Genomic DNA, 25,176 nt, shown 5'->3' on the forward strand with positions numbered 1-25,176 from the left:
TATTGATAATATAGGTGCATTTTTTGGATGCTACACTTATGAATTGAATTTGTTAAAATCAGAAGGATCAAAATCTGCAAATAACAAAGGCATTTTTTGAAAAAACTCTTGCTCTTCAGGGCTAGTAATTTCTGGGAAAAGCTTAGGGGTAGCTTTTGTCATTTGCCAATACCAAAATCCACGAGATTTGATGAGTAGTTCAAAGTATTCATTAAAATTAGAAGCAATTGGACAATAGTTGTCATCACCATCTTTAAAATATATTGGGTTTGAATCATTTTTAGGATCAAACCATAATCCGCAATTGGCTTCAGCTATAAAATAATCAAAGCCTAGGTACCTAGGATCAATATATTCCGATGGCTTTGTAAAAACAGTTCCTGCTGGGGCAATTTGAATATTACCATAGCTATCTCTGTCCTCATAAGAATCTTTTAAATCCCATTCAATTTCAAAACCATCCATTTCAGTATAGAAATTGATGATAGTGGGGTCAATTTTAGAATAAATGCCTAAATCAAAAGCCTGAGGTGATCTAATGTTAAATTTTTTTAATATTACTAACGGATGAGATTCCAATTCTTTTTTTAGGGATACTAATCTTTTGGTAAATAACATTTTATTACATTTTAAGCATATGCTTCAATAGGAGTACAGCTGCAAACTAAATTTCTATCCCCGTGTGCTTCATCAATTTTATTTACACTTGGCCAAAACTTATTTTCCTTTACAAAATCTAATGGATATGCAGCCTGGTTTCGGCTGTAAGGGAAATTCCAAACATCATCCGTAAGCATAGTTAGTGTATGAGGTGCATTTTTTACAATGTTATTAGGTTCATCAATATTAGCTTGTTTAATTTCTTTTCTGATAGCAATCATTGCTTCGCAAAAACGATCTAATTCTAGCAAACTTTCACTTTCCGTAGGTTCAATCATTAATGTGCCCGCTACAGGGAATGAAACAGTAGGTGCATGAAAACCATAATCCATTAATCGCTTTGCTATATCGGAAACTTCAATGCCTTGCTCTTTAAAAGGCCTGCAGTCAATAATCAATTCATGTGCAGCCCTATTCATGATGCCAGAGTATAAAGTGTCGTAGTGCCCCGCAAGTCGCTCTTTGATATAGTTGGCATTTAAAATTGCATATTCAGTAGCTTGTGTAAGTCCTTTTGCTCCAAGCATTTTAATGTATCCGTATGAAATTAAACAAGCTAAAGCTGAACCAAACGGAGCTGCTGAAATTGCTGATATTGCTTTTGTGCCGCCAGTTTTAATTATCGGATTGCCCGGTAAAAAAGGGACTAATTGTTCGGCAACACAAATTGGACCTACACCAGGCCCTCCGCCACCGTGCGGAATTGCAAAAGTTTTATGCAAGTTTAAATGACAAACATCAGCGCCAATAGCGCCTGGATTAGTCAGGCCAACCTGTGCATTCATATTTGCGCCATCCATGTATACCTGGCCTCCGTGGTGATGTATAATGCTGGTTATTTCTTTAATTTCAGATTCAAAAACCCCGTGAGTAGACGGGTAAGTGACCATCAAGGCAGCTAAGTTGTCTTTATGTAACTCCGCTTTTTCGCGTAAATCGTTTATGTCGATATTGCCATTATCAGCTGCTTTTGTAACTACTACCTTCATCCCTGCCATTACTGCTGAAGCGGGGTTGGTGCCATGTGCTGATGAAGGTATTAAGCAAATATTACGGTGGTGATCTCCATTATTTTCATGATAAGCCCTAATTGCCATTAAGCCAGCAAATTCCCCTTGTGCTCCAGAGTTTGGTTGCAATGACGTGGCGCTAAATCCAGTAATTTCTGATAACATTTTTTCAAGTTCAGAAAGCATTTGCTGATACCCTCCAACTTGTTCCAGTGGAGCAAATGGGTGTATATTATTCCATTGCGGATTGCTTAACGGAAGCATTTCTGCAGCAGCATTCAATTTCATAGTACATGAGCCTAATGCAATCATGGAGTGGTTTAAGGACAGGTCTTTACGCTCTAATTTTTTAATATAGCGCATTAATTCAGTTTCCGAATGGTAGGATGTAAAGGTTTCGTGTTCTAAAAAAGGACTGAGTCTTTTGACGTTATTTTCAATTTTAGGATCAGTTACAAGTGTGGTTATTCCTTGGTGTTTCTTTTGAATAACAGAAGCAAAAACATTACATATAGCGTTTATATCATCGATTGAAGTAGTTTCATTAATGGCTATGCAAACTGATTTTTCATTCGGATAATAAAAATTAAGCATTAATTTTTCTGCTGCTACTTTTATGTCCTTGCTATTTTCTACTTCAAAAAGTAAGGTGTCAAAAAATGAATCATTAAGTTGCTTGTAACCTAGTTTTTTCAGTTCATTTTCGGTAGTTACCGCTTTTAAATGAATATCATTTGCTATAGCTTTAAGTCCATTTGGCCCGTGATAAACAGCATACATGCCTGCCATAACTGCAAGTAATACCTGAGCAGTACATATATTTGAAGTTGCTTTATCACGTTTTATGTGCTGTTCCCTTGTTTGCAAAGCCATGCGTAAGGCTCGATTGCCTAGGCGGTCTTTAGATACGCCAATAATTCGCCCTGGAATATTGCGCTTGTAGGCTGCTTTGGTAGCAAAATAAGCAGCATGTGGGCCACCATACCCTAATGGAATACCGAAACGTTGCGTAGTGCCAACAACAACATCAGCTCCCATTTTTCCAGGACACTTTAAGCTTATCAGACTCATGATATCAGCGGCAAAAGCAACTTTAATATCGTTTTCTTTTGCTTTGGAAACAAAATTTGAGTAATCAAATACTTGTCCTGTTTTGCCTGGATATTGAAGCAAAACGCCAAAATAAGCAGCTGAAAAATCAAAAGCTTCATGATTGCCAACTACTATTTCAATACCTAAAGGAACTGCTCTGGTTTTTAATAATGAAATAGTTTGCGGTAAAGTTTCGGATGAAACAAAAAATTTACAAATACCTTCTTTTTTTGAGTTCTATTGCGTAATGCAAAAAGCATGGTCATTGCTTCTGCAGCAGCGGTACTTTCATCAAGCAAGGAAGCGTTAGCAAGTTCCATACCTGTAAGCTCCACAACCATTGTTTGGTAATTTAGTAAAGCCTCAAGCCTGCCCTGTGCAATTTCAGCCTGATATGGGGTATATGCTGTGTACCAACCAGGATTTTCTAAAATATTACGCTGTATAACTGCAGGGACACATGCCTCATGATATCCTAATCCAATAAAGGATTTAAAAACTTTATTTTTTAAGCCTAATTCATGAATGTGTTTTAGGTACTCGTATTCGGAAATCGGCTGTTCAAGTTGCAGCGGATGTTGCAATCGAATGCCATCAGGGATGGTCTCGTAAATTAGTTGTTCTAAGTTGTTTACTTGAACAGTTTTTAGCATGGTTTGCAGTTCATTTTCAGAAACTCCTATATGTCGATTACTAAATTGAGGGACATTCATGTGCTACTACATTGAATTTTACGCTGCAAAAATACACATATTATCTAGTAGATTTTAGAAAAAAATAACGTACAATTGTTAAGTTTTCAACTTTTACAAACGGTGTAATGAGGCGTTTTCTAATGTCAATTTTTAGATTCTATATAGAAGCAAGTATCCATGTTTCGATAGCTATTTTTGCATTATTTCAAATATTCTTGTTAAAAAATAATCTTAATGCCTATTTGCCATTGTCAGCAGTTGTGCTATTTGGATCAATTACTGGGTATAATTTTGTTAAATATGCACCTTTGGCTAAGCTTCATCATCGTAGTTTAACCGCTTTTTTAAGGGGAATTCAGTTTTTTTCGTTTTTAAGTTTTTTGCTTTTGGTTTTTTATGGGGCGCAATTACCAATACAAACATTATTAGTTTTTGCCCTGGGTGGAGCATTGATTTTTTTATATGCTATCCCTGTAGTTGTGAGTAAAAATTTAAGGTCGTTTTCAGGAGCAAAAATTTATGTGGTAGCTTTATGTTGGGTGCTTACAGTGGTGATTGCGCCAACAGTTCATTTTGGTTTAAAAACGGATTGGAAATTTGTAATGCACTGTTTGCAAATATTTGTGCTTGTTGTAGCGTTAATTATTCCTTTTGATATCCGGGATTTAAAATATGATACTGAAAATTTGCGCACACTTCCTCAGGTTTTTGGAGTAAAAAAGGCAAAAATTATAGCGGGGATTTTACTAGTTTTATTTGTAATAATAGAAATTGCGATACAAAAAAAGCCTGAGAGTTTTTGGATTTCAGGCTTGGTGAGTTTTATGACCGTGTCTTTTATTTACAATACAAAAGACACTAATCCTAAATATTACTGTTCATTTTTTATAGAATCAATCCCAATAGTATATTGGATGTTTGTGGGATTAATTGCCTGACTGTTGTTTTGCAAGTTCTTTTTCAAACATCGTTTCAAGGCTATTTTTTTCATTCACTTCCATAGCGCAACTAGGTGCTTTTCCTTCTTGCATTGCTTTTGTAAGCTTGTTATTGCTTGAAACATATTTTTGACATACTTTACAAAATATCAAGTGTATACTTAATTTGATTTTTTCTAACAAAGTAGCTTCATTGTATTGTGATTTATCACAAACGTGCTGAGCCTCATCACAAGGTATGAATAGTTTATAGTTTTTTTTCATCGACATACTCATAATAATTTTTTAAAACCAATTTTTTTCCATGCAAGATGCCATTGCAGTTCTTGCTCTGTGGATGATTACCCATAAGTTAGACGCTGTAATATTAAATTCATTACAAATAGTTTCAGTATCAAAATTATCAATGGTTTTCATTCTAAAAATTGTGGCTTGCTTATCAGGTAAGCTATCTAGGCAGTTGTTGATGGCTTTCCCTAACTCGCTATTTTCAATTTTGTTTTCGGCATTAGATGCGTAAGGGTCTGCAACGCGTTCTTCCAACCAGTCACCTTCGGTTTCGGAATCAGAATTATAGGCCATACGTACTTCTGCTTTGCCTTTATTACTATTTATTTTTCGGTAGTGGTCAATTATTTTTCTTTTTAAAATTGAAATTAACCAAGTACGTTCAGAAGCTTCCCCTTTAAAATTTTTCATTGAGCGTAATCCAGCAAAAAAAGTCTCTTGAACAATATCTTTGGCAATTTCTCGATCATCAACACGAACAATAGTATAATTAAATAAGTAATCACTATACTTTTTTATCCATGTATTGGGGTTTAATTGATGTTCAGCCATTTTTTTTTATAAGTATCAAATGTACTAAATAAATACTTTTAAATTATGCAAGTCCAGCTCTTTTAAGCAAGGCTTCATTAGTGGGCTTTTTCCCTCTAAAGTTTTTGTATAATGTTGCAGGATGTTCAGTACCACCTTTTTCAAGTATCTCTAATTTAAATTTGGTGGCTATTTCCTTATTGAAAATACCATTTTCTTTAAAATAAGCAAAAGCATCGGCATCTAAAACTTCAGCCCATTTGTAAGAGTAGTAACCTGAAGAATATCCGCCTTGGAAAATATGAGCAAACGAGGTACTCATACAATTTTCAGCCACATCGGGATATAATTGTGTGTTTTTAAAAGCTTCCATTTCAAAATCTTTTACATTAAAATCACCTTTTGGGGGTGTTGTATGCCAAGCCATATCTAGTAATCCAAAACTTAACTGTCGTAGTGTTGCCATACCTTCATGAAAGGTTGCTGATTCTTTAATTTTTTTTATGTATTCCATGGGGATAAGCTCACCAGTTTCGTAATGATGAGCAAAAAGTTCTAATGCTTCTTTTTCAAAGCACCAGTTCTCCATAATTTGACTTGGTAACTCAACAAAATCCCAAAAAACACTTGTTCCTGATAGGCTTGGATAAGTGGTGTTGGCTAACATGCCATGCAAAGCGTGACCAAATTCGTGAAACAAGGTAGTAACTTCATTAAAAGTAAGTAACGATGGTTTTGTTTCAGTAGGCCGGGTAAAATTACAAACAATTGAAATGTGCGGCCTTTCGTTATGATTGTTTTTTATTTGCTGGGATTTGTATGAGGTCATCCATGCTCCGGCACGTTTACCAGGTCTAGGATGAAAATCAGTATATAATAAGGAGATGAATTTCCCATTCGAATTGTACACATTGTACACCGTTACTTCATTATGATATTTGTCGGCTGTATGATTTTCTTCAAAATTTAAATCAAATAATTTTCCAGCTACAGCAAAAGCACCATTTAAAACATGTTCAAGTTTAAAATAGGGTTTAAGGGTTTCATCATCCAAATTAAACAGCTTTTGTTTTAGTTTTTCGCTGTAATATGCACCATCCCATTTTTGAAGCGTTTCAATTCCGTCCAAATCCTTGGCAAAATCAGTCAGGTTCTCAAATTCGGTTTTAGCTGCTGGAGTTGCTTTTTCAAGTAAATCTTTTGAAAAAGAAAGTACATTGTCGGCAGTTTGAGCCATGCGCTCCTCTAAAGTGAAATGGGCGTGAGTTTTATACCCTAGTAAATTGGCTCTTTCAAAGCGAAGTGTTGCAATTTCTTTAATGAGTTTTTCATTATTAAATTGATTATCCTTAAAACTTTTTGCACCAAAAGCAATCGCTAATTTTTTTCTGAGTGCTCTATTTTCAGCATACTTCATAAAAGGAATATAACTAGGATAATCTAATGTTATTAACCAGCCTTCTTTATCTTTATTTTTAGCTAAATTTTTTGCGGCTTCTTTTGTGCCCTCAGGTAGTCCTTTTAAATCACTTTCGTTAGTAAGTAGCAATTCAAAATTATTAGTATCTGCTAGAAGGTTTTGCCCAAATTGAAGTGTTTTTTGTGAAAGTTCTTTATCAATTTTACGAAGCGCCTCTTTTTGCTCAATATTTAATAGGGCACCATTTCTAGTGAAGGATTTGTAATGTTTGTCTAGTAATTGAAGTTGCTCTTTAGTTAGCTTTAATGAGTTTTTTGCATCAAAAACTTGCTTAACTTTTTTAAACAATGTTTCATTTAAGGTAACGTCATTACTAAATTCAGAAAGCATTGGAGAAACCTCCTGAGCAATTTTTTGAATTTCGTCATTAGTTTCAGCGCTATTTAAATTAAAAAATACACTGGAAACCCTACCTAAAAGTGCGCCACCATAATCAAGGGCTTCAATAGTATTGGTAAAAGTAGGAGGTGCTTTTGATTGGCAAATACCTTCAATTTCACTTTTTGCTAATTCTATAGCGTTTTTAAAAGCGGGTAAAAAATGGGAGGTTTTAATTTTTGAAAAAGGTGCCTGATCGAATATTGTTAAAAGAGGATTGCTCATTAGATGCTTTTTTATAAAAAATAATGCAGACCAAGATAAAAACTTATAAATTCAATTTCAATGATTGGTTTCATTAAATTTTAGTTGTATCTTAGAATATACGTGAAATTTTAGTGTAAGAAAAAACGAATTTTTTTTTAAAAAAAGTTATTTTAACGAATAATAATGCATTTAGTCTTGTTTATTCAATATTTTATCTTATATTTGAATGTGTAAAAAACGGATCTTACGAAGTTTTGTGTAATATATTTAAGTTGGTTAATAATATTTATTCTTCATAAAGTAAGGTCCAACTTTAAAAAAAGCTATTCATTTTGAATAGCTTTTTTGTTTTTGCATAAAATTTAGTCTACAATATGTGGGTTGACCTATTTTACTGCCTTTTATCGATTTTGTATTGTATATTATTTATCAATGATTTGAAAAACATAAGGTTGCATTATTTTTGTCTTGGCTTTTTAGTTGTGTTAATATTTAAGTTGGTTACTTTTTTAACCTATGAAGTCAAAAGAAAAGTGGATACGTTTTGTATCCACTTTTAAAAGTATTGTTTATATTGTAGTTCAATAAGGTTGTTGTAGACTATTATCAGCTTTTGCACAAATAACTTATCTAAGGGGGTAGTTATAAATAAAGCAGTTGGTTTTACGAGATAACCTTATTTTAGAACCATTTTAATCAATAATATAGCCTAATTCCAAGCGTACAGAATGCAATACTAGCGATGCTTACTATCTGTATACTTGTATTAACTGACCTCCTCCTAACATAATTGTTATTTAGTTTTAAGTTCGTCTGCCGTTTGTAGCACTTTTTCTCTCAAAGATTTTTTGTACTCTAAAATTCTTTTTTGAATTTTCTCACTTTTAGTTCCTAATATTTGCGAGGCAAGTATGCCAGCGTTAAGAGCGCCGTCCAAGGCCACGGTAGCAACGGGCACACCACCAGGCATTTGTAATATTGATAAAATAGAATCCCAACCATCAATTGAATTCCTGGATTTAACGGGTACGCCAATTACAGGTAATGGTGACATGGAGGCTACCATGCCAGGTAAATGAGCTGCGCCTCCTGCTCCAGCTATTATAACTGAAATTCCTCTTAAGTGAGCGTTAGATGAGTATTCAATTAATTTTTCGGGGGTACGGTGAGCAGATACGATATCAACTTCGGTTTCAATTGCCATTTCTTGCAAAAAATCAATAGCTTGTTGCATTACAGGTAAGTCGCTTTTGCTTCCCATGATTACTCCTACTTTATCCATGTGTAATTTTATAACGTATTATCTAATCTTTTGATTAATATGAATTTGGCTTACTAAGTTAATGAAATAATGCATTCAACTGCTGATTACTTTTATCGACTTTTTTACTTTTTCAGCTACACTTCTAGCATCATTAACATTTGGGCTAACTATGGTTACGTGTCCCATTTTTCTAAAAGGCCTGGTTTCTTTTTTGCCATAAATATGCGGGGTCACACCAGGCAACGACATAATTTTATCAATATTTTGATAACGTACATTTCCAGCAAAGCCTTCTTCTCCAACAAGATTAACCATTACAGCAGCAACTTTACTATCGGTATTTCCTAAAGGAAGGTTAAGCACACTGCGCAAATGTTGTTCAAATTGATTGGTGTAGCTGGCTTCTATTGAAAAATGACCGCTATTATGTGTTCTGGGGGCTACTTCGTTAACTAAAATTTCATCATTTTTTGTTTGAAACATCTCAACAGCAAGGACGCCAACGTGTTCAAAACTTTCAGAAACTTTTTTTGCGATCGCTCTGGCTTTTAGGGTAACATTTTCATCAATACGAGCAGGGCAAATTACATATTCCACCTGATTCGCTTCGGGATGAAACTCCATTTCAACAACAGGATAAGTGCTTACTTCTCCAGTGGGGTTTCTTACCACAATAACTCCCAATTCATTTTTAAAATCAATAAGTTTTTCAGCAATACACTCGGCATCTGGGAGTTTATCAATATCATTATTTTGTTTAATAATACTAACGCCGTTGCCATCATAACCACCTTCAGTACATTTCCATACGAATGGTAAAGTAATTTTATTTGACGCCACTGCCTTTACTAAATCACTTTTTGTTTCAAATCTTTCGAAATCAGCAGTGGGGATTCCTTTTTCTTGATAAAAAAGTTTTTGCTTTCCTTTATTTTGAATTTTTTTTAGCGTAGCTGCGGATGGATATACATTTTTTCCTTCTGCTTCAAGTTTTTCTAACGCCTCAACATTAACAGCCTCAATTTCAAAAGTAAGTACATCTACTTGCTTTCCAAAATTATAAACAGTGTCAAAATCTAATAAATCACCTTGTTCAAAATAATTACAAGCTATTTTGCTAGGGGCTTCATTACTAGGATCTAAAACATGGGTTTTAATGTCATATTTGCGAGTTTCGTATAATAACATTTTACCAAGTTGTCCACCTCCTAGAATTCCCAACTTGAAATCCGATGAAAAAAAATGTTGCATAAATGCGTATAATTAAGTTGCAAAATTACTTTTTTCTTTTATACTAAACTAGTAATAACTAGGTTGAATTAAAAGATGCGAAAAAAAAAGAAGATGATTTATTTATAAAATTGTTACTCATGTGAATACGATTTTTGTACTTATGGTTGGAGGCAAAAAGGAATAAGTCAACAGAATGCAATTGTTAATATAAACTTTGGTTTATGTTATCAATTTGTTACTGATTAATTGTTGTTTAAATAATAGTAATTGTTGGATGATAAAATTATAGATGACAAACGCCTAACTTTCAAATTGTGTATCAACTTTATAATTGAGTAGCTATTCTTGTTCAAATTATACTATTATTAGGTTGTGTTAAGGCTTAAGTAGTAAATTACTATCTTTGCGTTTCTTTAATTTTACACATCCATTGTTATTTTTGGCATATCAATTCATGATTATTGCAAAAAATAGGAATTAAAAACAAATAAATGATAAACGTAGTACTTTTTGGTCCTCCAGGTGCAGGTAAAGGCACACAAGCTGAATTTTTAAAAGACAAGTATCAGTTGGTGCATATTTCAACAGGAGATGTGTTTAGGCATAACATAAAAAATGCTACTGAATTAGGGGTATTGGCAAAATCATATATTGATAAAGGGCAATTAGTACCTGATGAGGTTACTATTAATATGCTTAACGCAGAAGTGGAAAAAAATAAGGAGGCTAAAGGTTTTATATTTGATGGTTTTCCAAGGACTGAGGCGCAAGCAGAATCACTAGCTGAATTATTGGAAACAAAAAATACGGGAGTGAGTGGTATGGTTGCTTTGGAGGTAGATGATGAAGTTTTGGTAGGGCGTTTGTTAGAACGAGGAAAAACATCAGGTAGGGCAGATGATGCGGATGAAAATATTATTCGTAACCGAATAAAAGTATACTACTCCGAAACTGCAATTTTAAAAGACTATTACGAAAAGCAAAACAAGTATCACGGAGTTGATGGAGTAGGGAATATTCCTGAAATTACAGAGCGTATTAGTAGCGTAATAGATAAATTGTAATAATTAAGACATTTTTGATAAGAATCATTCAGTTTGTTTTAAGAATTGAAAAGCAACATTAATTGTAGTATTTATTGTTCAATAAAATTGATCGTTAATGGCTGCTAGAAGGTACGCAATACAAAGAATATGACAGAAGGGAATTTTGTAGATTATGTAAAATTGCATTTGTCCTCCGGAAACGGGGGTAAAGGCTCAGCACATTTACATAGAGAAAAATACATCACAAAAGGTGGTCCCGACGGGGGTGATGGAGGAAGAGGAGGTCATGTGATTTTGCGTGCAAATTCTAATATGTGGACGTTGTTACATTTAAAGTACAAGCGACATGTAAAAGCAGGTCATGGCGAACACGGAAGTAAAAACCGAAGCTCGGGAGCTGATGGCGAAGATGTTTATATTGATGTTCCTATGGGAACGGTAGTTAGAGCTACCGAAACTCAGGAAATTTTACACGAGTTGGTGGACGCTGGTCAGGAGTTGATTATTTTAGAAGGCGGAATGGGTGGCCGAGGAAATTGGCATTTTAAAAGTAGTGTCAATCAAACGCCACGCTATGCACAACCAGGGATGCCTGGTTTGGAGGCAGATGTTACTTTGGAGCTTAAAGTGTTGGCCGATGTTGGCTTGGTTGGTTTTCCTAATGCAGGAAAGTCTACCCTATTATCCGTAATTACTGCTGCTAAACCTAAAATAGCAGCTTATGAATTTACTACCTTAAAACCCAATTTAGGAATTGTTGAATATCGAGATTTTCAATCTTTCGTAATTGCTGACATTCCTGGAATTATTGAAGGTGCAGCTGAAGGTAAAGGAATTGGACATCGATTTTTACGTCATATTGAGCGTAATTCCACTTTGTTGTTTATGATTCCGGCGGATGCTAAAGATATTGTTGAGCAATATCATATTTTACTGGATGAATTAAAACGCTACAATGCTGAAATGTTGGATAAACAACGTTTTATAGCGATATCGAAATCAGATATGCTTGATGATGAGTTGAAAACAGAAATTACTAAAGAAATAACGGAAACACTAGATGTGCCATTTTTATTTATCTCCTCGGTTGCGCAGGAAGGATTAACGGAACTTAAAGATGCACTTTGGAAAATGTTGCAATAAGAAGAAGTTGTCAAAAATAATTAAACGTGCTTATTCATTAGAATTAGCACGTTTTTTGCTATAAGTAATACATTTCACCCATTTTTTTAATAAATTCATATAAACTTTAATTTATGAAGCGTTTAGTCTATTTTATGGTAGTGTTGTTATCGATTTCTTGTACTGGTCCACGAGTTGTGTATGATTATGATACAAAAACTACATTTTCTGCGTACAAAACTTATAATTACTACCCAGATTTAAAAACGGGGTTAAGCGATTTAGATACCAAGCGCTTGCTTGATGCTACGGATAAAGCGCTCAAGGAAAAAGGATTTACAAAATCAGATACACCGCAATTGTATGTGAATTTTAAAAGTGCAAAGTATCAAACACCTTCGCGTACTGGCATTGGGGTGGGAGTGGGTAATGGTCCTATTAATGTTGGAAGTACTATTCCTTTTGGAGGTCCTGATCAACATATTCAGTTGACTGTAGATTTTGTGGATGTTGCCAATGATGAACTTATTTGGCAAGCGGAGGCTGACGACACTCAAAACTCCCGACAAACTCCAGAAAATAGGGTTGGTTTTTTTAATGTGATGATGCAAAAAGTTTTTTCTAAATATCCGCCTCAATCAAAATAAATGATGTTGTCTATTCATGAATGAAGTTTTTTATGGAATTTCTTTATTGGTCTCAGGTTTAGTTAAAACTATGCATTTTTAAAGCATTTCGCTTTTAGCTTCTATAAATATTACAAGAGTTATTGGTAATTAGTAATTAGCTGTTGGCTTTAAATTACAAAAAACGGATGTTTAAAAAGTAATGATTTTTATTCATAACCGAAACTATGGTACTTTTAATCCATAGTGGTTCATTTTTACTGATTTCCTTTCATAAAGTTTAATTAAAATACGCTAATTTTTGAGCTTTATTGATTTTTTGTAGTGCTGTGTTGCTTTTTTCATAAAAATATTAACTAAGTATAAATACGTATTAAAATTAAGTATTAATACTTAGTTAAATTTGTATATTGCTTTTTAAATTGTTAACCAGCAAAGTAAGCAACTATGGAAAGTAAGACTATTGAATTAGTACAGGGTACATTTAAGCAAGTAGCTCCAATAGCAGATCAGGCGGCGGAGATTTTTTACAGTAAATTATTTGAGAAAGACCCTTCATTAAAACCAATGTTTAAAGGTGATATGAAGCAGCAAGGAGCTAAATTGATGGCTATGATTGGTACTGCTGTAAATGGTTTAAATAATTTGGAAGCGTTAGTGCCAGCTGTACAAAATTTAGGAAAAGGACATGCGGGTTATGGTGTGGAGGACAAACATTACGATACGGTAGGAGCGGCTTTATTGGAAACATTAGATGTAGGTTTGGGAGATGCTTTTACGCCTGAAGTTAAGGAGGCTTGGACTGAAGTATATACCGTGTTAGCTACAACTATGAAAGATGCAGCAAATAGCTTACCAAAAGAAAAAGGATTGACGGAGCGTAAAAAAAGATTAGTACAATCTAGTTTTACTAAAGTAGCGCCAATTGCGGATAAAGCTGCTGAAATTTTTTACAATAAACTTTTTGAATTAGATCCTTCGGTAAAGCCTATGTTTAAAGGCGATATGAAACAGCAAGGAGCTAAATTAATGAGCATGATTGGTACCGCCGTAAACGGTTTAGATAATTTAGAGGCCATAGTGCCAGCTGTTCAAAATTTAGGAAAAAATCACTTGGCTTATGGTGTTAAAAACGAACATTATGATACTGTAGGATCAGCATTATTGTATACTCTAGAAACAGGTTTAGGAGACGATTTTACTCCTAATGTTAAAGATGCATGGACGGAAGTTTATTCCGTATTAGCTACTACTATGAAAGATGCTGCAAGTACGACAATGAAGCAGGAGCCAGTGGGCGCAGCAGTTACTGATGCAGAAAAGCCATGGTGGAAATTTTGGTAGTCTTAGAAAATTCTAATTTTACTCAGGTAATTTAAAGTTAGCACTAGTATAAGCGAGTTTCTGCATGAAGCATAAAAAATAATAACATATAAAAAGGCTGTCAAAGTATTAATGACAGCCTTTTTTCAATTTAAAAGATTTTTATCAGTTAATTATCTAACCATAAATCTTTTAGAAACTCGTCTAACGGTATTGGCAGAACGTAAATGTGCTACATAAGGACCAGAAGGTAAGTTAATGTTAGTGTTAGATTGTCCTCGAGAAATTAGTATTCTTCTTCTTGTTCGTACTCCAGTTGATAAATTAATCAAAAGTAAGTTTCCATTATCTCTAAGGTCACTGTCTAGTTGAATTACCGCTCTTCCTCGCGAAGGTGTAAATACATCTAAATCAACTAAGCTACGAATATCATTTGCATTAAATTGTGGTACGGTAAAAAATGATTGTAACTGACCATTTGTATTTGCTGTTGTAAATCGAATGGAAACAGTTTCTCCTGGTTGAAGGTTCAAATTTAAAGAGACTTTGTTTTCACCTCTTGCTAATGGTACTGACCTGTTGTCCAAAATTGTTAACAGTCTACCATTTGCTGTTTGCACAACTAAATTTCCGTTATCTCTGATATCACTATTTATTGTTAGATCAAGATTACCTCTTATGGAGCTAGAGGTATTGATTGTTACAAATTGGCGGATATTTCCTAACCTAAATTCTGACTCGTTAGTGTTTAAATTATGATTTGAGTTAGATGCATAACCCAATAATCCAGAGCAAACAAGTGCTGTTGTAAGTAAAAAAGAATTAAAATTTTTCATGGTATATATGTTTTTTGTTTAAACTAACAAAATTTTTTAGATTTTTTTTGCTATTAGTCGTTTGCCTTGAATATTAGTTGATTGGTTGTAATTTTCAGTATAAGTATTGTAGTATTTGTACGAATTGGATTCCATGTAAGGAAAATCATTTATTGTATAAACGCTATTATTTCAAGTGTTTTTTAAAATCGATTTACATTATTAGTTTTAAACAGCCTATCAGTATTTACTTTTTTTCCAGTATTTAAGCTAAAAAAAACTTTTTTTGCAATCATCCTTTGTTGTATAAACGTTGTAATGTCATATTATTAAAAACAATAAAGCCGCAACTTGAAGTAGCGGCTTTATAAATAAAATTTTTAATAAAATTTATTTTACCATGAATTTTTTAGAAACTCTTTTTTCAGTATTTACTGATCTTAGGTGAACAACATAAGCACCAGATTTTAAATTATCAAGTTCAATTGAAGAAACTCCTCTTGAAATTAAAACTCTTTGTCTTGTTCTTTCGCCTGTAGCCAAATTAATCAATAGTAAATTAGCATTATCTCTTAAGTCACTTTTTAGTTCAATTACTGCGCTTCCTCTACTTGGGGTAAATACGCTTAGGTCAACCAAACTACGAATATCAGTTGTAGCAAATTCAGGAGCAACAAATCTTTTCGTTATTTGATCATCTGTGTTATCTGAATCCAATCTAATAAATGCAAATTGTCCTGGTTCAAGCCCAATATCAAAAGATAATCTATTAATACCTTTAGTTAGTGAAACAGTTTGCTCAATTAAAATTCTGTTTAATCTGTTAAAAAGGACATCAGTACCTGAAATTTCTATGTTTACATCACCGCTAATTTGACTATTAATTACTAAATCAACACTTCCTCTGGTTGATCTACTTGGATTAGCCCTCAAACTAATTAAGTCATTTATGTTACCTAGTCCAAAAGGTACGGTAAATCCTTCTACAATAGTTTCACTTGTGTTTGCTGAGGTAAAAGTAACGTCAAGAATAGTACCCGGGATAAGGTCAAGATCTAAAGAAAGGTTGTTTTCGCCTTTAGCCAAAGGAACTGATCGTTCAGTAACTAAAGGTACAACTCTGTCAATGATACTTCCATTATTATTAAAACCAGTGGTTCTAACTGTTAAGCTACCATTATCTCTGATATCGCTATTGATAATAAGGTCTAAATTTCCATCAGTACTTGAAGCTTCTATACTTACTAATTCATTAATATCCCCTAACCCAGAAACTACTGGCGCAGGTACAATAAAACGTTCACTTACAGTTTCACTTGTGTTAGCAGATGCGAAAAAAATATCTAGTATAGCGCCAGCGCCAAGCTCTAAATTTAAAGATAACTTATTTTCCCCTCTTACAAGTGGAACTAATTGTTCTGAAATCAGATTCACAGGTCTGGTCAAAATACTTCCATTTCTTTCAAAGCCAAAAAATGTTACGGACAAACTACCATTATCTCTAATATCGCTATTGATAACAAGGTCCAAATTTCCGTTAGCACTAGAAGCTTCTATACTTACTAAGTCATTAATATCCCCTAATCCAGAAACTACTGGTGCAGGTACGGTAAATCCTTTTATAACAGTTTCGCTTGTATTCGCTGAAGTAAAAGTAATATCAAGAATAATACCCGGGATAAGGTCAAGATCTAAAGAAAGGTTGTTTTCGCCTCTAGCCAAAGGAACTGAACGTTCAGTAACTAAAGGTACAACTCTGTCAATGATACTTCCATTATTATTAAAACCAGTAGTTCTAATAGTTAAACTACCGTTATCTCTGATATCGCTATTGATAACAAGGTCCAAATTTCCGTTAGCACTAGAAGCTTCAATACTTACTAAGTCATTAATATCTCCTAATCCAGAAGCTGCTAATTCAGGTTCTAAAAATTCGATAACTTCAGAACCACTAGTATTATCAGATGATACTTTTATTGCCAATCTCGTTCCTGGCGAAGAATCCAAGTCTACGCTGATTGTGTTTGTACCTTTTACTAGGGAAATGTTTTGATCGACAAACCTAATAAATATTCTTGAGGGGCCACCATTCAGTACCTCTAATCGCACATTATCAGCAATGTCACTGTTGATTACAATATCTAAACTTCGACTAGTAGATCTTGAAGCCGATAGAGTAACAACATTAGAAATATCACCTAGGTTTGTAGCTGCTGCCTTTACAGCATCAGCTGATAGGCCATTTGCTGTTGGCGCAATGGCCTGTGCACTAATAATAGTAGCCGCAGCTGCTAAAATTGATAAATTAATTTTTTTCATAACTTTTTTTTATACGTAAATGTAATGTATAAATGGGAGGGTTTTTAATTGATGGATTTAATGTTTTTCAGTTTTCGATGAATTGTAAAAATCCACAGTTTTTTGGCTTACAAAATGAGATAGGTGATGTAGTACTTGAAAGAATAAGCTTATGTTAAAATTGAGATTTTTATTAAAAATAAAGGATTTTAACATGGTAATTCTCAATATTTTGGACTTAAAAAGTATTTTTTGTTAACAGTAAAGTAAATTTTGAGTGAAATGAAGACCCAAAAATTAAGTAAGATTTTCTAGAATCACTACGTGGTTTTGCTGTTCGTATAATGAATAGTTAGCTCATATAATTGGCGAATTTTTTTTGCATTCAACCCTTGTCAATTAGAAAAATTTATGATAAAACCCACAACATAAATTTCACTTTTACTTGATATCTCAAAAAACAATATACTGTATTTGGGGTTACGCTTATATTTACTTTCCTGCCTTAGCAAAATTTCCTAATTTTTATTTGAGTAATTCAAAATCATAACCCAAATTATTTAAAAGCTACCATAAAAAACAAGCAATTGATATGAGTCTTTTGGCATCATAAAGCGTCATTATTGCTAAAGCGAAAATTAAAATGAAATTTTCATGAAAATGGAATATTAGTTTTTAAATTCGGGCAACTGTTGTGTAACATCTTTTTTTGCGGTAACGTAAGTGATCGGTAGGTTAAACGAAAATCCAACGGGTTTGCCGTCAAGTGTTCCTGGTAAAATAGCTTTAGGTATCATTGTAAATAGTCTTAAAGCTTCGTTTTCAAGTTCAGGTAAAATGCCAAGGGCTTTGGGGTTGCTTGGTTTTCCTTTTTTATCAAAGGAAAACATAAGGTATGTAGTGATTTTTGATTCATACATATTATAGTTTGAACTCAGTTTCTTTTCTACAGACCAAATTACGGGATGATTAATTTTCTTTTGAATTAATTGACTAATATTGTATTCAATGCACTTTCTTTCAGCTATGTACTTTTCTTCGGGCGTATAGCCACTACCAAGTTTATGACACCCACTGTAAATTGGAAGCGTTTTGGATACATCAAAAGCGGGTTTGTTAGGTGGCATTTGTAAAATTTGGTCTTTAGTAGCTGTAGTGTCTTGATTAATTTCGGAAATCAAAGTATACTGTTCATTTAAATAATCTTTGAACAAAGGGTTCACTTTTTTATCAAAGTCTAATTTTGAGCATAAAAATTTCAATTTTTTATATGTAGCGCGATGCTTTTTTATAGTAGAACTAAAAAGTCTTTTTTCAATTTGTCCCGAGCTGTTTACCCAAAAAGTGATGCCCAGTTTTTTTGAATTTGAATTAGTATAAATTTTCAGAAGTTCTTTTCCAATATGATGTGAAATGTATTCCTGTATCAGCTGTTTTACTTTTAAATCAAACGCTTCTTTTTGCATTTTTGCACCATCTAAATCTGAAAAAAGGTTAATGGGCAAATTTTTATAGCATTTTGAATAATTTCCCTTATCACAAGCATCAAAGTCAAAGGTTACTTTATGACTATTTTGCGCTGATAATAAAGCGCCGAATGAAAGTAAAAATATGTAGATTATGTTTTTGAAAAACATAGTTTAAGTTTTGGGATTTAAGAATATAATAATTATTCAGTAATGATTACGCGCTGTCCAGCAGAATGGCTGCTAAATTCAGGGGCATACATGCATTGCAGGGTGGTTATTCCATTTGAAAAATTACCTGTTTGATTGGCAATAACGTCATACTCTAGTACAAAATTGCCTTTAGGTAAGCGATCTATAAAAAAGTGAGTGGCTACATCCTTAGTGCTTTGGTAATAGGTCAAACGATCTTTATATTGGTATGTTGAAAGTACTTTTACAGGTTCAAAACCACTAGCGCGCATGTCTTTGAGGTGTACAAATTCCATAAGATTTTCATTTTTTATAAGTAAGCGTACAGTTACTTTGTCACCAATTTGTAAAGGAGTACTTGTGGTAATTTGCTGTAATTCCGTTCCTTTTTTAGTAATTACTTTTTTATATAATTTTTTGTCAATAGCCAGTGGCGACTGATTGGATGTTTTTATGGCATCCAAATTCTCAAAATACTGCCAGTAATAGCCACCGTAATTGGTCACTTTTCCTTTGTTAGATACTTTTATTGATTTAAAATTCGGTGTAATTTCATTGGCACTCCAATGTGTTTTAAAATAGCCTGTGCCTTGTTCTTTTTCTGTTTCGGCTAGCTTTTTTGTAGCTATTTTTTGATTGCCTACAGTAATAGTAGTATTGTCCTTTAACGAAAGCCAATCTTTACCTTGCAATAAAAGGGCGTAGGTGGCATCGGCAGTTTCAATAGTGCTTTCCCAACGATTTGTGCGTTTGTTTTTAAGTAAATTAATCTTTAATTCTTCAAGGTATTTTTTTGGTTGATTGGTTTCGGAAAACGTTTCAATCAAAAGCGCTTGTGTGCTAATTTCCGATTGATACCACCACCAGGAGTTGGTATTTTCTTTCCAATACATGCCGTTTTCTTTAGAATTTACTGCAGATTCAATTAATGCGGTTAAAATTTGCTGTGTTACTCGACTTTTTTCAAAACGATGTAATGTTAAGGCTATCAAACTTTTTTGATAAATGGAGCGCGATTGCCAAGTTGTTTTTTGAAAATCGAGGGCTTTCGTGATAATTGTTTTTACTTCTCCCTTTAAGGGGAAACGAGTCAGGAAAAAACTTCTGGCATAAGCCAAATGAAGCCACTGTACTTGTTTGTAAAAATTATCGGGGGTTTTATTATGCCTTAGGAACTCATTGTAATGATATAACAAATCACTGTCCAAAAAGCGAATCATATTTTTAACAATATTGTCCGTTTTGGTTTGCTGATTGGTAATTCCCAATTTTTCCAAATGACCTAATCCAGCTAAAATATGCCTGGTAATGTATGGATTTGATTGCCCACCATTAAACCAAGGGAATCCTCCGTCAGTATTTTGTAATTGACGTAATTTATTAATCGCCTTTTGTTGGTTTTGAGCTGTTTTTTTAAGGTTAAAAAGTGTTGCCAAACGTTGTTGCTGTTCGGTTTCAGACTTAGCATTTTGTAGCCAAGGACTTTCCGAAATTAAAATGCTTTTCAATTCTTCATTTTTTTCTAGCGGACTTTGTAAACTTCCTTTTTTTGCTTCCCAGCTTTTAAAAACAGCATTAATTTTTGGCTGGGAGTTTATAAGGTGACTTGCCACGGCGTTGGCATAAAGCCTGGAAAAAGTTTGCTCGCTACATTCATGCGGAAATTCCATTAAGTAGGGCAAGGATTTTATAGCCATCCAAGCAGGATTAGTGGTATATTCCAAGGTAATGGCATGTGGTTTTTGAGTATTGCTTAATGGGTCAAAATTTGCTAACTCGTAACTTTCAGTTTCGCCAGCACGCACCCAAATAGGAATACTTTCGGTTACCAGCATGCGGTTGGAAAGTACTGGAATCACATTTTGCTCTCCATCCGTAAACTGTCCTGCTTGTGCCACAATTTTATACTGAATGGCGGATAAATCCGAAGGAACAACAATTTTCCAGTCAACAAGTGCATTACCATGGCTATCAATTTTGAATTTTTTGGTAGTCCCTGTATGTTGCAACTGTAAATCTACATTTTTTTGATTGGTAGGATTGGACCATTCCAGCAGAGCAGTTCCTGAAATTGGTTTTTCAGTAAGATTGGTAATTTTTGCTGTAAAGCGCAAACTATCGCCCTCACGCACAAAGCGAGGCGCATTTGGAACAATACTCAATTCTTTTTGAGTGATGGTCTGCGCCGAAAGTTGACCAGTTTCTGCCTGTTGTGTATGCGCTAGCAAATTAAAATTCCAACGCGTTAAGGCTTCGGGGGAGGTAAATTCAAATTCAACATCCCCTTTTTTATTGGTGCGTAAATTAGGCAAAAAGAAAGCAGTTTCTTGTAAATTGGTTCGAGCTCGGATGTTTTTTAGGTCTTGGGTTTCTATAACGGGTGTTTTTGTATCAGGGTCTTGTTCTATTCCAGAATTATCTACAAGACTACCTTCCGCCGTTTCGTATTCTGCATCTATTTCTTTCAAAGCAATGCCTGAATCCATCATTTCTAAAGATTCATTTGCTAACATTTTCTGGCGAGGCATTCGGCTTACACCTCCAGTAAATTCATTCCAGTTTTGCTTGGCCTTAGTATTGATGATGACGTCACTTATGTTTATGTTGGGATCAGGTAAAAGTTTAATTTTAAGAAATTCATTTTCTTTTGTTACAACGAATTCTTTAGTAACAAAACCAATGAAAGAAATAACGAGGGTGTCACCTTTGTCTGCTCGAATACTAAATTTACCATCTAGATCAGAGTTGGTTCCTATTTCTGAGTTTTTTATAATAATATTGACAAAGGGCATTGGTAATTTATCATTATCAAGAATTACTCCTGATATATTAAATTCTTTTTTAATTTTTGTTGCGTATTTACTTTTCAACTCCCTCAAATACTTCCGGTAGTTCCATGAATTAATCACATTAAAATCAAAACCAAAAAGATTTAACTGTTCGTTTGGAATATTTGGATAGCGTAAATTTGGAATAGTTTCCCTAAAACTAATTGTATTGGTATTTAGTCGTTGCAATTCACTGGCTGCGTTTGGTTGCGGGATGTAGTGATAAAAACCGAAATTAGTATTCCAGGAATGGGTGCGAAATTGATCCAAGGAAGCATCGTACATTGTTGCCAAAACTTCAGCATTAAAAGCTTTTTTGTTTGAGCTTTCAACATTAAAACTCCAGGTTTCTTTAGCACCAGGACTTATTTTATCCGTAAAATGTTTTTTTGTAATGTTTAGTGTAGCTGGTTTTTTGCTTAAGTCAATTAGGTCTTTTGCGGTATAAAAATGATTAAAAATTTGATAGTGATACACTACGTTTAGTTGATTGTAGGTTAAGTTTTTAAAATTGATAGGAATGGATTTACTTCCTTTTTTTAATTCTATTTTTTGCTTCCAAATGGAAATGTCCCCATCAAAAACCTCTACAAAAGTAGTTAGATCGGGAACTGCGGTTTTCATGTCAATAACTAATTGGGAAGCTTTTTTTGAATTTATGCTAGCAGAGTGCGTAAATAGTTGTTTGTCGGCAGGAAAACGTTGATCAATATGCTCCAATGTAATTACCTTTTCGGTAGTTGTTTGTGTTTTGGTATTAGGATCTGTGCTTGTAATAACCAAAAGATACTTGCCCGAAGGCCAAAGTTTAAAATTGCTGACGCTTACTGTTTCTTCCGTTTTATTTGAGTACGAATGCTCAAAATAGCTTCGTCCTTTTTTCCAGTTTTTGGTGTCATTTTCGTTAGTGTACGGAATGTGTGGAAATTTCGCGGCAAATTCAGCTTGTTCCATAGTTTGAATATCAGGGGTGGCCCACGGACGAGCATTTAAAAATCGATTAGGAGCCTTTAATTTATACACCTTTAAAGAGCCATTGGTCAGTATGGGGTTGTCGTTAACATCGGTGGTATTAATTTTAAGCATGTTGGTTTTAAAGGATTTCCAAATAGCTTCGGTATTTATTGTTGCAACTAAATTTTTGTCCGCTACTTTTAGTGTAGTGGTCGCCTCCCTAGTTTCGCCGTTAAGGTCAATAACTTTGGCTTCAATAACGTACTTGTAAATTTTATCTGCAGTAATCACTTCATCTGTTTCTGCTTTAAATTGAATGGTAAAATCTCCTTTTTGGTTAGTATCTACTTCTCCAAATGCTATTTGCTTACTTTCATTATTTGCAGGCTGGCTCCACCAGTAATTGCGATATTGTTTGGTGCGAGAAATGGAATAATTTACAGTAGCATCGGTAATAGCAGTACCCAAAAATGCTTTGGCATTACCAATAATTTTGATGCTGTCCAGCGGTTTGTATATTTCGGTAGCGGGTAAAAAAGAGACCTCAAAAGTGGGGCGTTTATATTCTTCAACAGAAAAATACGCACTACCATTTTGATGATTTTTTTTGTTTTTAGGGGCTTCCAAGCGGGCTGAAATGGCAAAATTGCCCGTAATTCCAGTCTCAGGGAGTTTAAATTCACTGTGCACGGAGCCATATTCATTAGTTGTCAGGGTAGTTTCATGGACTTTTTCATTATTAGGGTTAGTGACTTCAATTGTAATTTTTTGATTAGCAATAACAGTACTTTTTTTATTGAGTTCGCTAATGGAAATGGCTTTAAAATACACAGGTTGCCCCGGACGGTAAATGGCTCGATCCAAAAAAAGTAATGTTTTAGAACGGTAGGCATTATGTTCATTATTATTGCTCACCGCTCTTCCGTAAGCATAATCTGTTAGCAGTAAAGTATCCTTTGTAGTGGAAATACTAATTTTTTGATTTTGGTAACTATTTTTTTTACGATGCACAAAATTACCCCATGCATCCGCTGTGTAATTGGTGGTTACTTTTTGATTTGTACGTCGATTAATTTCGGTTTCCACATTTATTTTAGCCCCAACTAAGGGTGCTCCTGTGTATCGGTTTACTATTTGATAACGATTGGCATCGGGAAGTACTGTTTTGTTTACGCCAATTTCAGTCACATCAATTTGGTGGTATTTATAACTGTCAGTTAAGGTATCCGTTTGTATTCGAAACACATAATTGCCTAGTGGAAGTTGCGGTACAGAAACCTCTGTGCTATAAGTATTGTAATCTTTCTTTTTGGGCAACGCGTAAGTTTTGGTAAAAAGCAGTTTACGTTTCGATAAGTAATCTTCCGTTAATGAATCTCGATTTTTATAGCCTAAATCATTCAATTTAAATGCCACTGGAACTCGATACGCATTTACGGTAATTTTTGAGCAATTGGTAAAAGTAATTTGTGCCAAATGAGGTTTGTTTGGTAGATACTTATCCTGCGTTAGCCAAATTATTTTTTTTGTAGTATTTGATTTTTTAAATTTTTAGCTTCAATAAGGGTTTGGGTATCTACATTTTGTGCTTCTACAGCAGTGACCAAATTTAAAGCAAGGGTGTTAAAGTCAGGATGTTTTAATTTACCATCAGCATTTTTTGCAAAAGCACTGTTTCGGTATGCTTTAGCTAGCGCTAGATTTATTTTTGCAATATCATTGGCTTTTTTAAATTCATAGGTTAAATTTTTTAAACTTTCTATATACAAAGACTCGGTTTCCGGACCAAGGTGATTTGCTTTCACAAACTGAAGCCTCTTTAAAGCAGCATTCACCCACGCAACGGTGCTTTTTTGTTGCGAATGAATTTTTTCAAGCTGTTGATAGGTTTCCAATGCTTTAAAAAGTAGGGAAGCATGATCTGTTGTGTTTAATTTACTTTTTATAAAATTGGAAGAAGTCGCAAAATACGATGATGAGGTAATCAAAAATTCATCCTTTGGTTTATTAATTCGATTACGAGGATTTTTATAAAATTTTAAGGCTTTGTGTGCAATAATGTCATAAGCAGTGGGTTTAAATTTTCGCGAGATTGGAACGGTAATCAATAATTCGCTAATACTAGTGGTGTTAATATTAGCCAAAGCCACGGCAGGCGTTAAAGCCTTGTTATACTGGGTACTTATTTCAGCTAAAAATGTGTTCAAGTCCCAAGTTTGAAAACTTTTGAGGTTGGCATCAACAGTTGCTGTACGGTCACTTATGCGCAAATAATTGTCATTTAAATAACTCTCCAAAAAATGCGCCTTATACATGTGTAGTAACTGTTTGTTGGGAAAGGAATGCTTTTCAATTGCAGTATTCAGCTCATTAAGGGTATTTATTTGCGATTTTTCATCAATAATTTGCATAAACTTCCAACGAAATAGCAACGATTTAAGCTGCTGTACATCATTTTTTTGATTCACTGCTTTTTGATGCAATTCGTTTACTTTTTTTAGCGCGGTAGTCACTTTACCTTCAATTTCAAGTTGTTCAATAGTTTGCCACATACTGGAGTAGTTTTTATTTTGTGCACTTAACGTAGAAGTGATGCTGACAATAAAACAAATAAAAAAAATAAGAAAGCGCGTCATAAGTTAGAATAGAATTCGTTATAAACTATACGGTTAAAGATACTAACTTTGGGATTACTTGTTGCAGTTTAGTGGAGTATAGAATTATTAACGT

The 25,176-nt window shown here is 34.0% G+C and carries 18 protein-coding genes; 5 read left to right on the forward strand and 13 right to left on the reverse strand.

What is annotated here, in order from left to right; translation table 11 throughout:
- Positions 1–36 precede the first annotated feature (36 nt).
- The 3 genes from GMC_RS0107845 to GMC_RS23240 are packed head-to-tail and all read right to left on the reverse strand — an operon-like array spanning position 37 to position 3,475.
- Positions 37–618: an SMI1/KNR4 family protein gene (locus GMC_RS0107845; protein WP_010521614.1), complete on the reverse strand. Its 582-nt coding sequence runs from the start codon at positions 616–618 to the stop codon at positions 37–39.
- Between the two features lie 11 nt (positions 619–629).
- Positions 630–2,981, reverse strand: a complete 2,352-nt coding sequence (gcvP, locus tag GMC_RS19475; protein ID WP_438829879.1) for an aminomethyl-transferring glycine dehydrogenase — start codon at positions 2,979–2,981, stop codon at positions 630–632.
- Positions 2,927–3,475, reverse strand: a complete 549-nt coding sequence (locus GMC_RS23240) for a hypothetical protein (RefSeq protein ID WP_438829878.1) — start codon at positions 3,473–3,475, stop codon at positions 2,927–2,929. Before GMC_RS23240 ends, gcvP begins: the two co-directional genes overlap by 55 nt.
- A 107-nt stretch (positions 3,476–3,582) precedes the next feature.
- On the opposite strand from GMC_RS23240, the gene GMC_RS0107855 reads away from it, so the two are divergent.
- The gene (locus tag GMC_RS0107855; RefSeq protein ID WP_029489666.1) at positions 3,583–4,395 is read left to right on the forward strand and encodes a UbiA prenyltransferase family protein; all 813 of its coding nucleotides are present in this window, start codon (positions 3,583–3,585) and stop codon (positions 4,393–4,395) included.
- Here GMC_RS0107855 and GMC_RS0107860 read toward each other — a convergent pair.
- The 5 genes from GMC_RS0107860 to GMC_RS0107880 form a co-directional block, all read right to left on the reverse strand.
- A complete protein-coding gene (locus tag GMC_RS0107860) occupies positions 4,384–4,659 on the reverse strand; it encodes a hypothetical protein (RefSeq protein WP_010521616.1) in 276 nt (91 codons plus the stop codon). The genes GMC_RS0107855 and GMC_RS0107860 overlap by 12 nt on opposite strands.
- Positions 4,660–4,680: 21 nt before the next feature.
- Positions 4,681–5,235, reverse strand: coding sequence for a sigma-70 family RNA polymerase sigma factor (locus GMC_RS0107865; RefSeq protein ID WP_010521617.1), 555 nt, complete (start codon positions 5,233–5,235; stop codon positions 4,681–4,683).
- Between the two features lie 43 nt (positions 5,236–5,278).
- Positions 5,279–7,297, reverse strand: a complete 2,019-nt coding sequence (locus GMC_RS0107870; protein WP_010521618.1) for a M3 family metallopeptidase — start codon at positions 7,295–7,297, stop codon at positions 5,279–5,281.
- Positions 7,298–8,072: 775 nt separating this feature from the next.
- The gene (gene purE / locus GMC_RS0107875; RefSeq protein WP_010521619.1) at positions 8,073–8,561 is read right to left on the reverse strand and encodes a 5-(carboxyamino)imidazole ribonucleotide mutase; all 489 of its coding nucleotides are present in this window, start codon (positions 8,559–8,561) and stop codon (positions 8,073–8,075) included.
- 75 nt (positions 8,562–8,636) lie between these two features.
- Positions 8,637–9,794, reverse strand: coding sequence for a 5-(carboxyamino)imidazole ribonucleotide synthase (locus GMC_RS0107880; protein WP_010521620.1), 1,158 nt, complete (start codon positions 9,792–9,794; stop codon positions 8,637–8,639).
- A 473-nt stretch (positions 9,795–10,267) separates the two neighbouring features.
- Between GMC_RS0107880 and GMC_RS0107885 the strand changes: the two genes are divergently transcribed.
- From GMC_RS0107885 to GMC_RS0107900, 4 genes are all read left to right on the forward strand, one after another.
- Positions 10,268–10,840 carry an adenylate kinase gene (locus GMC_RS0107885; protein WP_010521621.1) on the forward strand — a complete coding sequence of 191 codons (573 nt, stop codon included), beginning with the start codon at positions 10,268–10,270 and terminating at the stop codon, positions 10,838–10,840.
- 129 nt (positions 10,841–10,969) lie between these two features.
- Complete coding sequence (gene obgE / locus GMC_RS0107890; protein WP_010521622.1) at positions 10,970–11,965, forward strand: GTPase ObgE; 996 nt, start codon at positions 10,970–10,972, stop codon at positions 11,963–11,965.
- A 113-nt stretch (positions 11,966–12,078) separates the two neighbouring features.
- Entirely contained in the window at positions 12,079–12,591 is a 513-nt protein-coding gene (locus tag GMC_RS0107895) for a DUF4136 domain-containing protein (RefSeq protein WP_010521623.1), read from the forward strand.
- 426 nt (positions 12,592–13,017) lie between these two features.
- Positions 13,018–13,914: a globin family protein gene (locus GMC_RS0107900; RefSeq protein ID WP_010521624.1), complete on the forward strand. Its 897-nt coding sequence runs from the start codon at positions 13,018–13,020 to the stop codon at positions 13,912–13,914.
- A 152-nt stretch (positions 13,915–14,066) separates the two neighbouring features.
- Here the strand turns inward: GMC_RS0107900 and GMC_RS0107905 are convergent, their stop codons facing one another.
- From GMC_RS0107905 to GMC_RS0107935, 5 genes are all read right to left on the reverse strand, one after another.
- Entirely contained in the window at positions 14,067–14,729 is a 663-nt protein-coding gene (locus GMC_RS0107905; RefSeq protein WP_010521625.1) for a hypothetical protein, read from the reverse strand.
- Between the two features lie 369 nt (positions 14,730–15,098).
- Positions 15,099–17,027: a hypothetical protein gene (locus GMC_RS0107915; RefSeq protein ID WP_010521626.1), complete on the reverse strand. Its 1,929-nt coding sequence runs from the start codon at positions 17,025–17,027 to the stop codon at positions 15,099–15,101.
- 647 nt (positions 17,028–17,674) lie between these two features.
- Complete coding sequence (locus GMC_RS0107925) at positions 17,675–18,643, reverse strand: hypothetical protein (protein WP_010521627.1); 969 nt, start codon at positions 18,641–18,643, stop codon at positions 17,675–17,677.
- A gap of 32 nt (positions 18,644–18,675) precedes the next feature.
- Positions 18,676–23,922, reverse strand: coding sequence for an alpha-2-macroglobulin family protein (locus GMC_RS20635; RefSeq protein WP_029489668.1), 5,247 nt, complete (start codon positions 23,920–23,922; stop codon positions 18,676–18,678).
- A 41-nt stretch (positions 23,923–23,963) separates the two neighbouring features.
- Positions 23,964–24,998 (reverse strand): hypothetical protein, encoded by a 1,035-nt coding sequence (locus GMC_RS0107935; RefSeq protein WP_040472486.1) that lies wholly within the window; start codon positions 24,996–24,998, stop codon positions 23,964–23,966.
- Positions 24,999–25,176 lie beyond the last annotated feature (178 nt).

The organism is Aquimarina agarivorans (assembly GCF_000218485.1).
In the GTDB taxonomy this organism is placed as follows: Bacteria; Bacteroidota; Bacteroidia; order Flavobacteriales; family Flavobacteriaceae; genus Aquimarina; species Aquimarina agarivorans.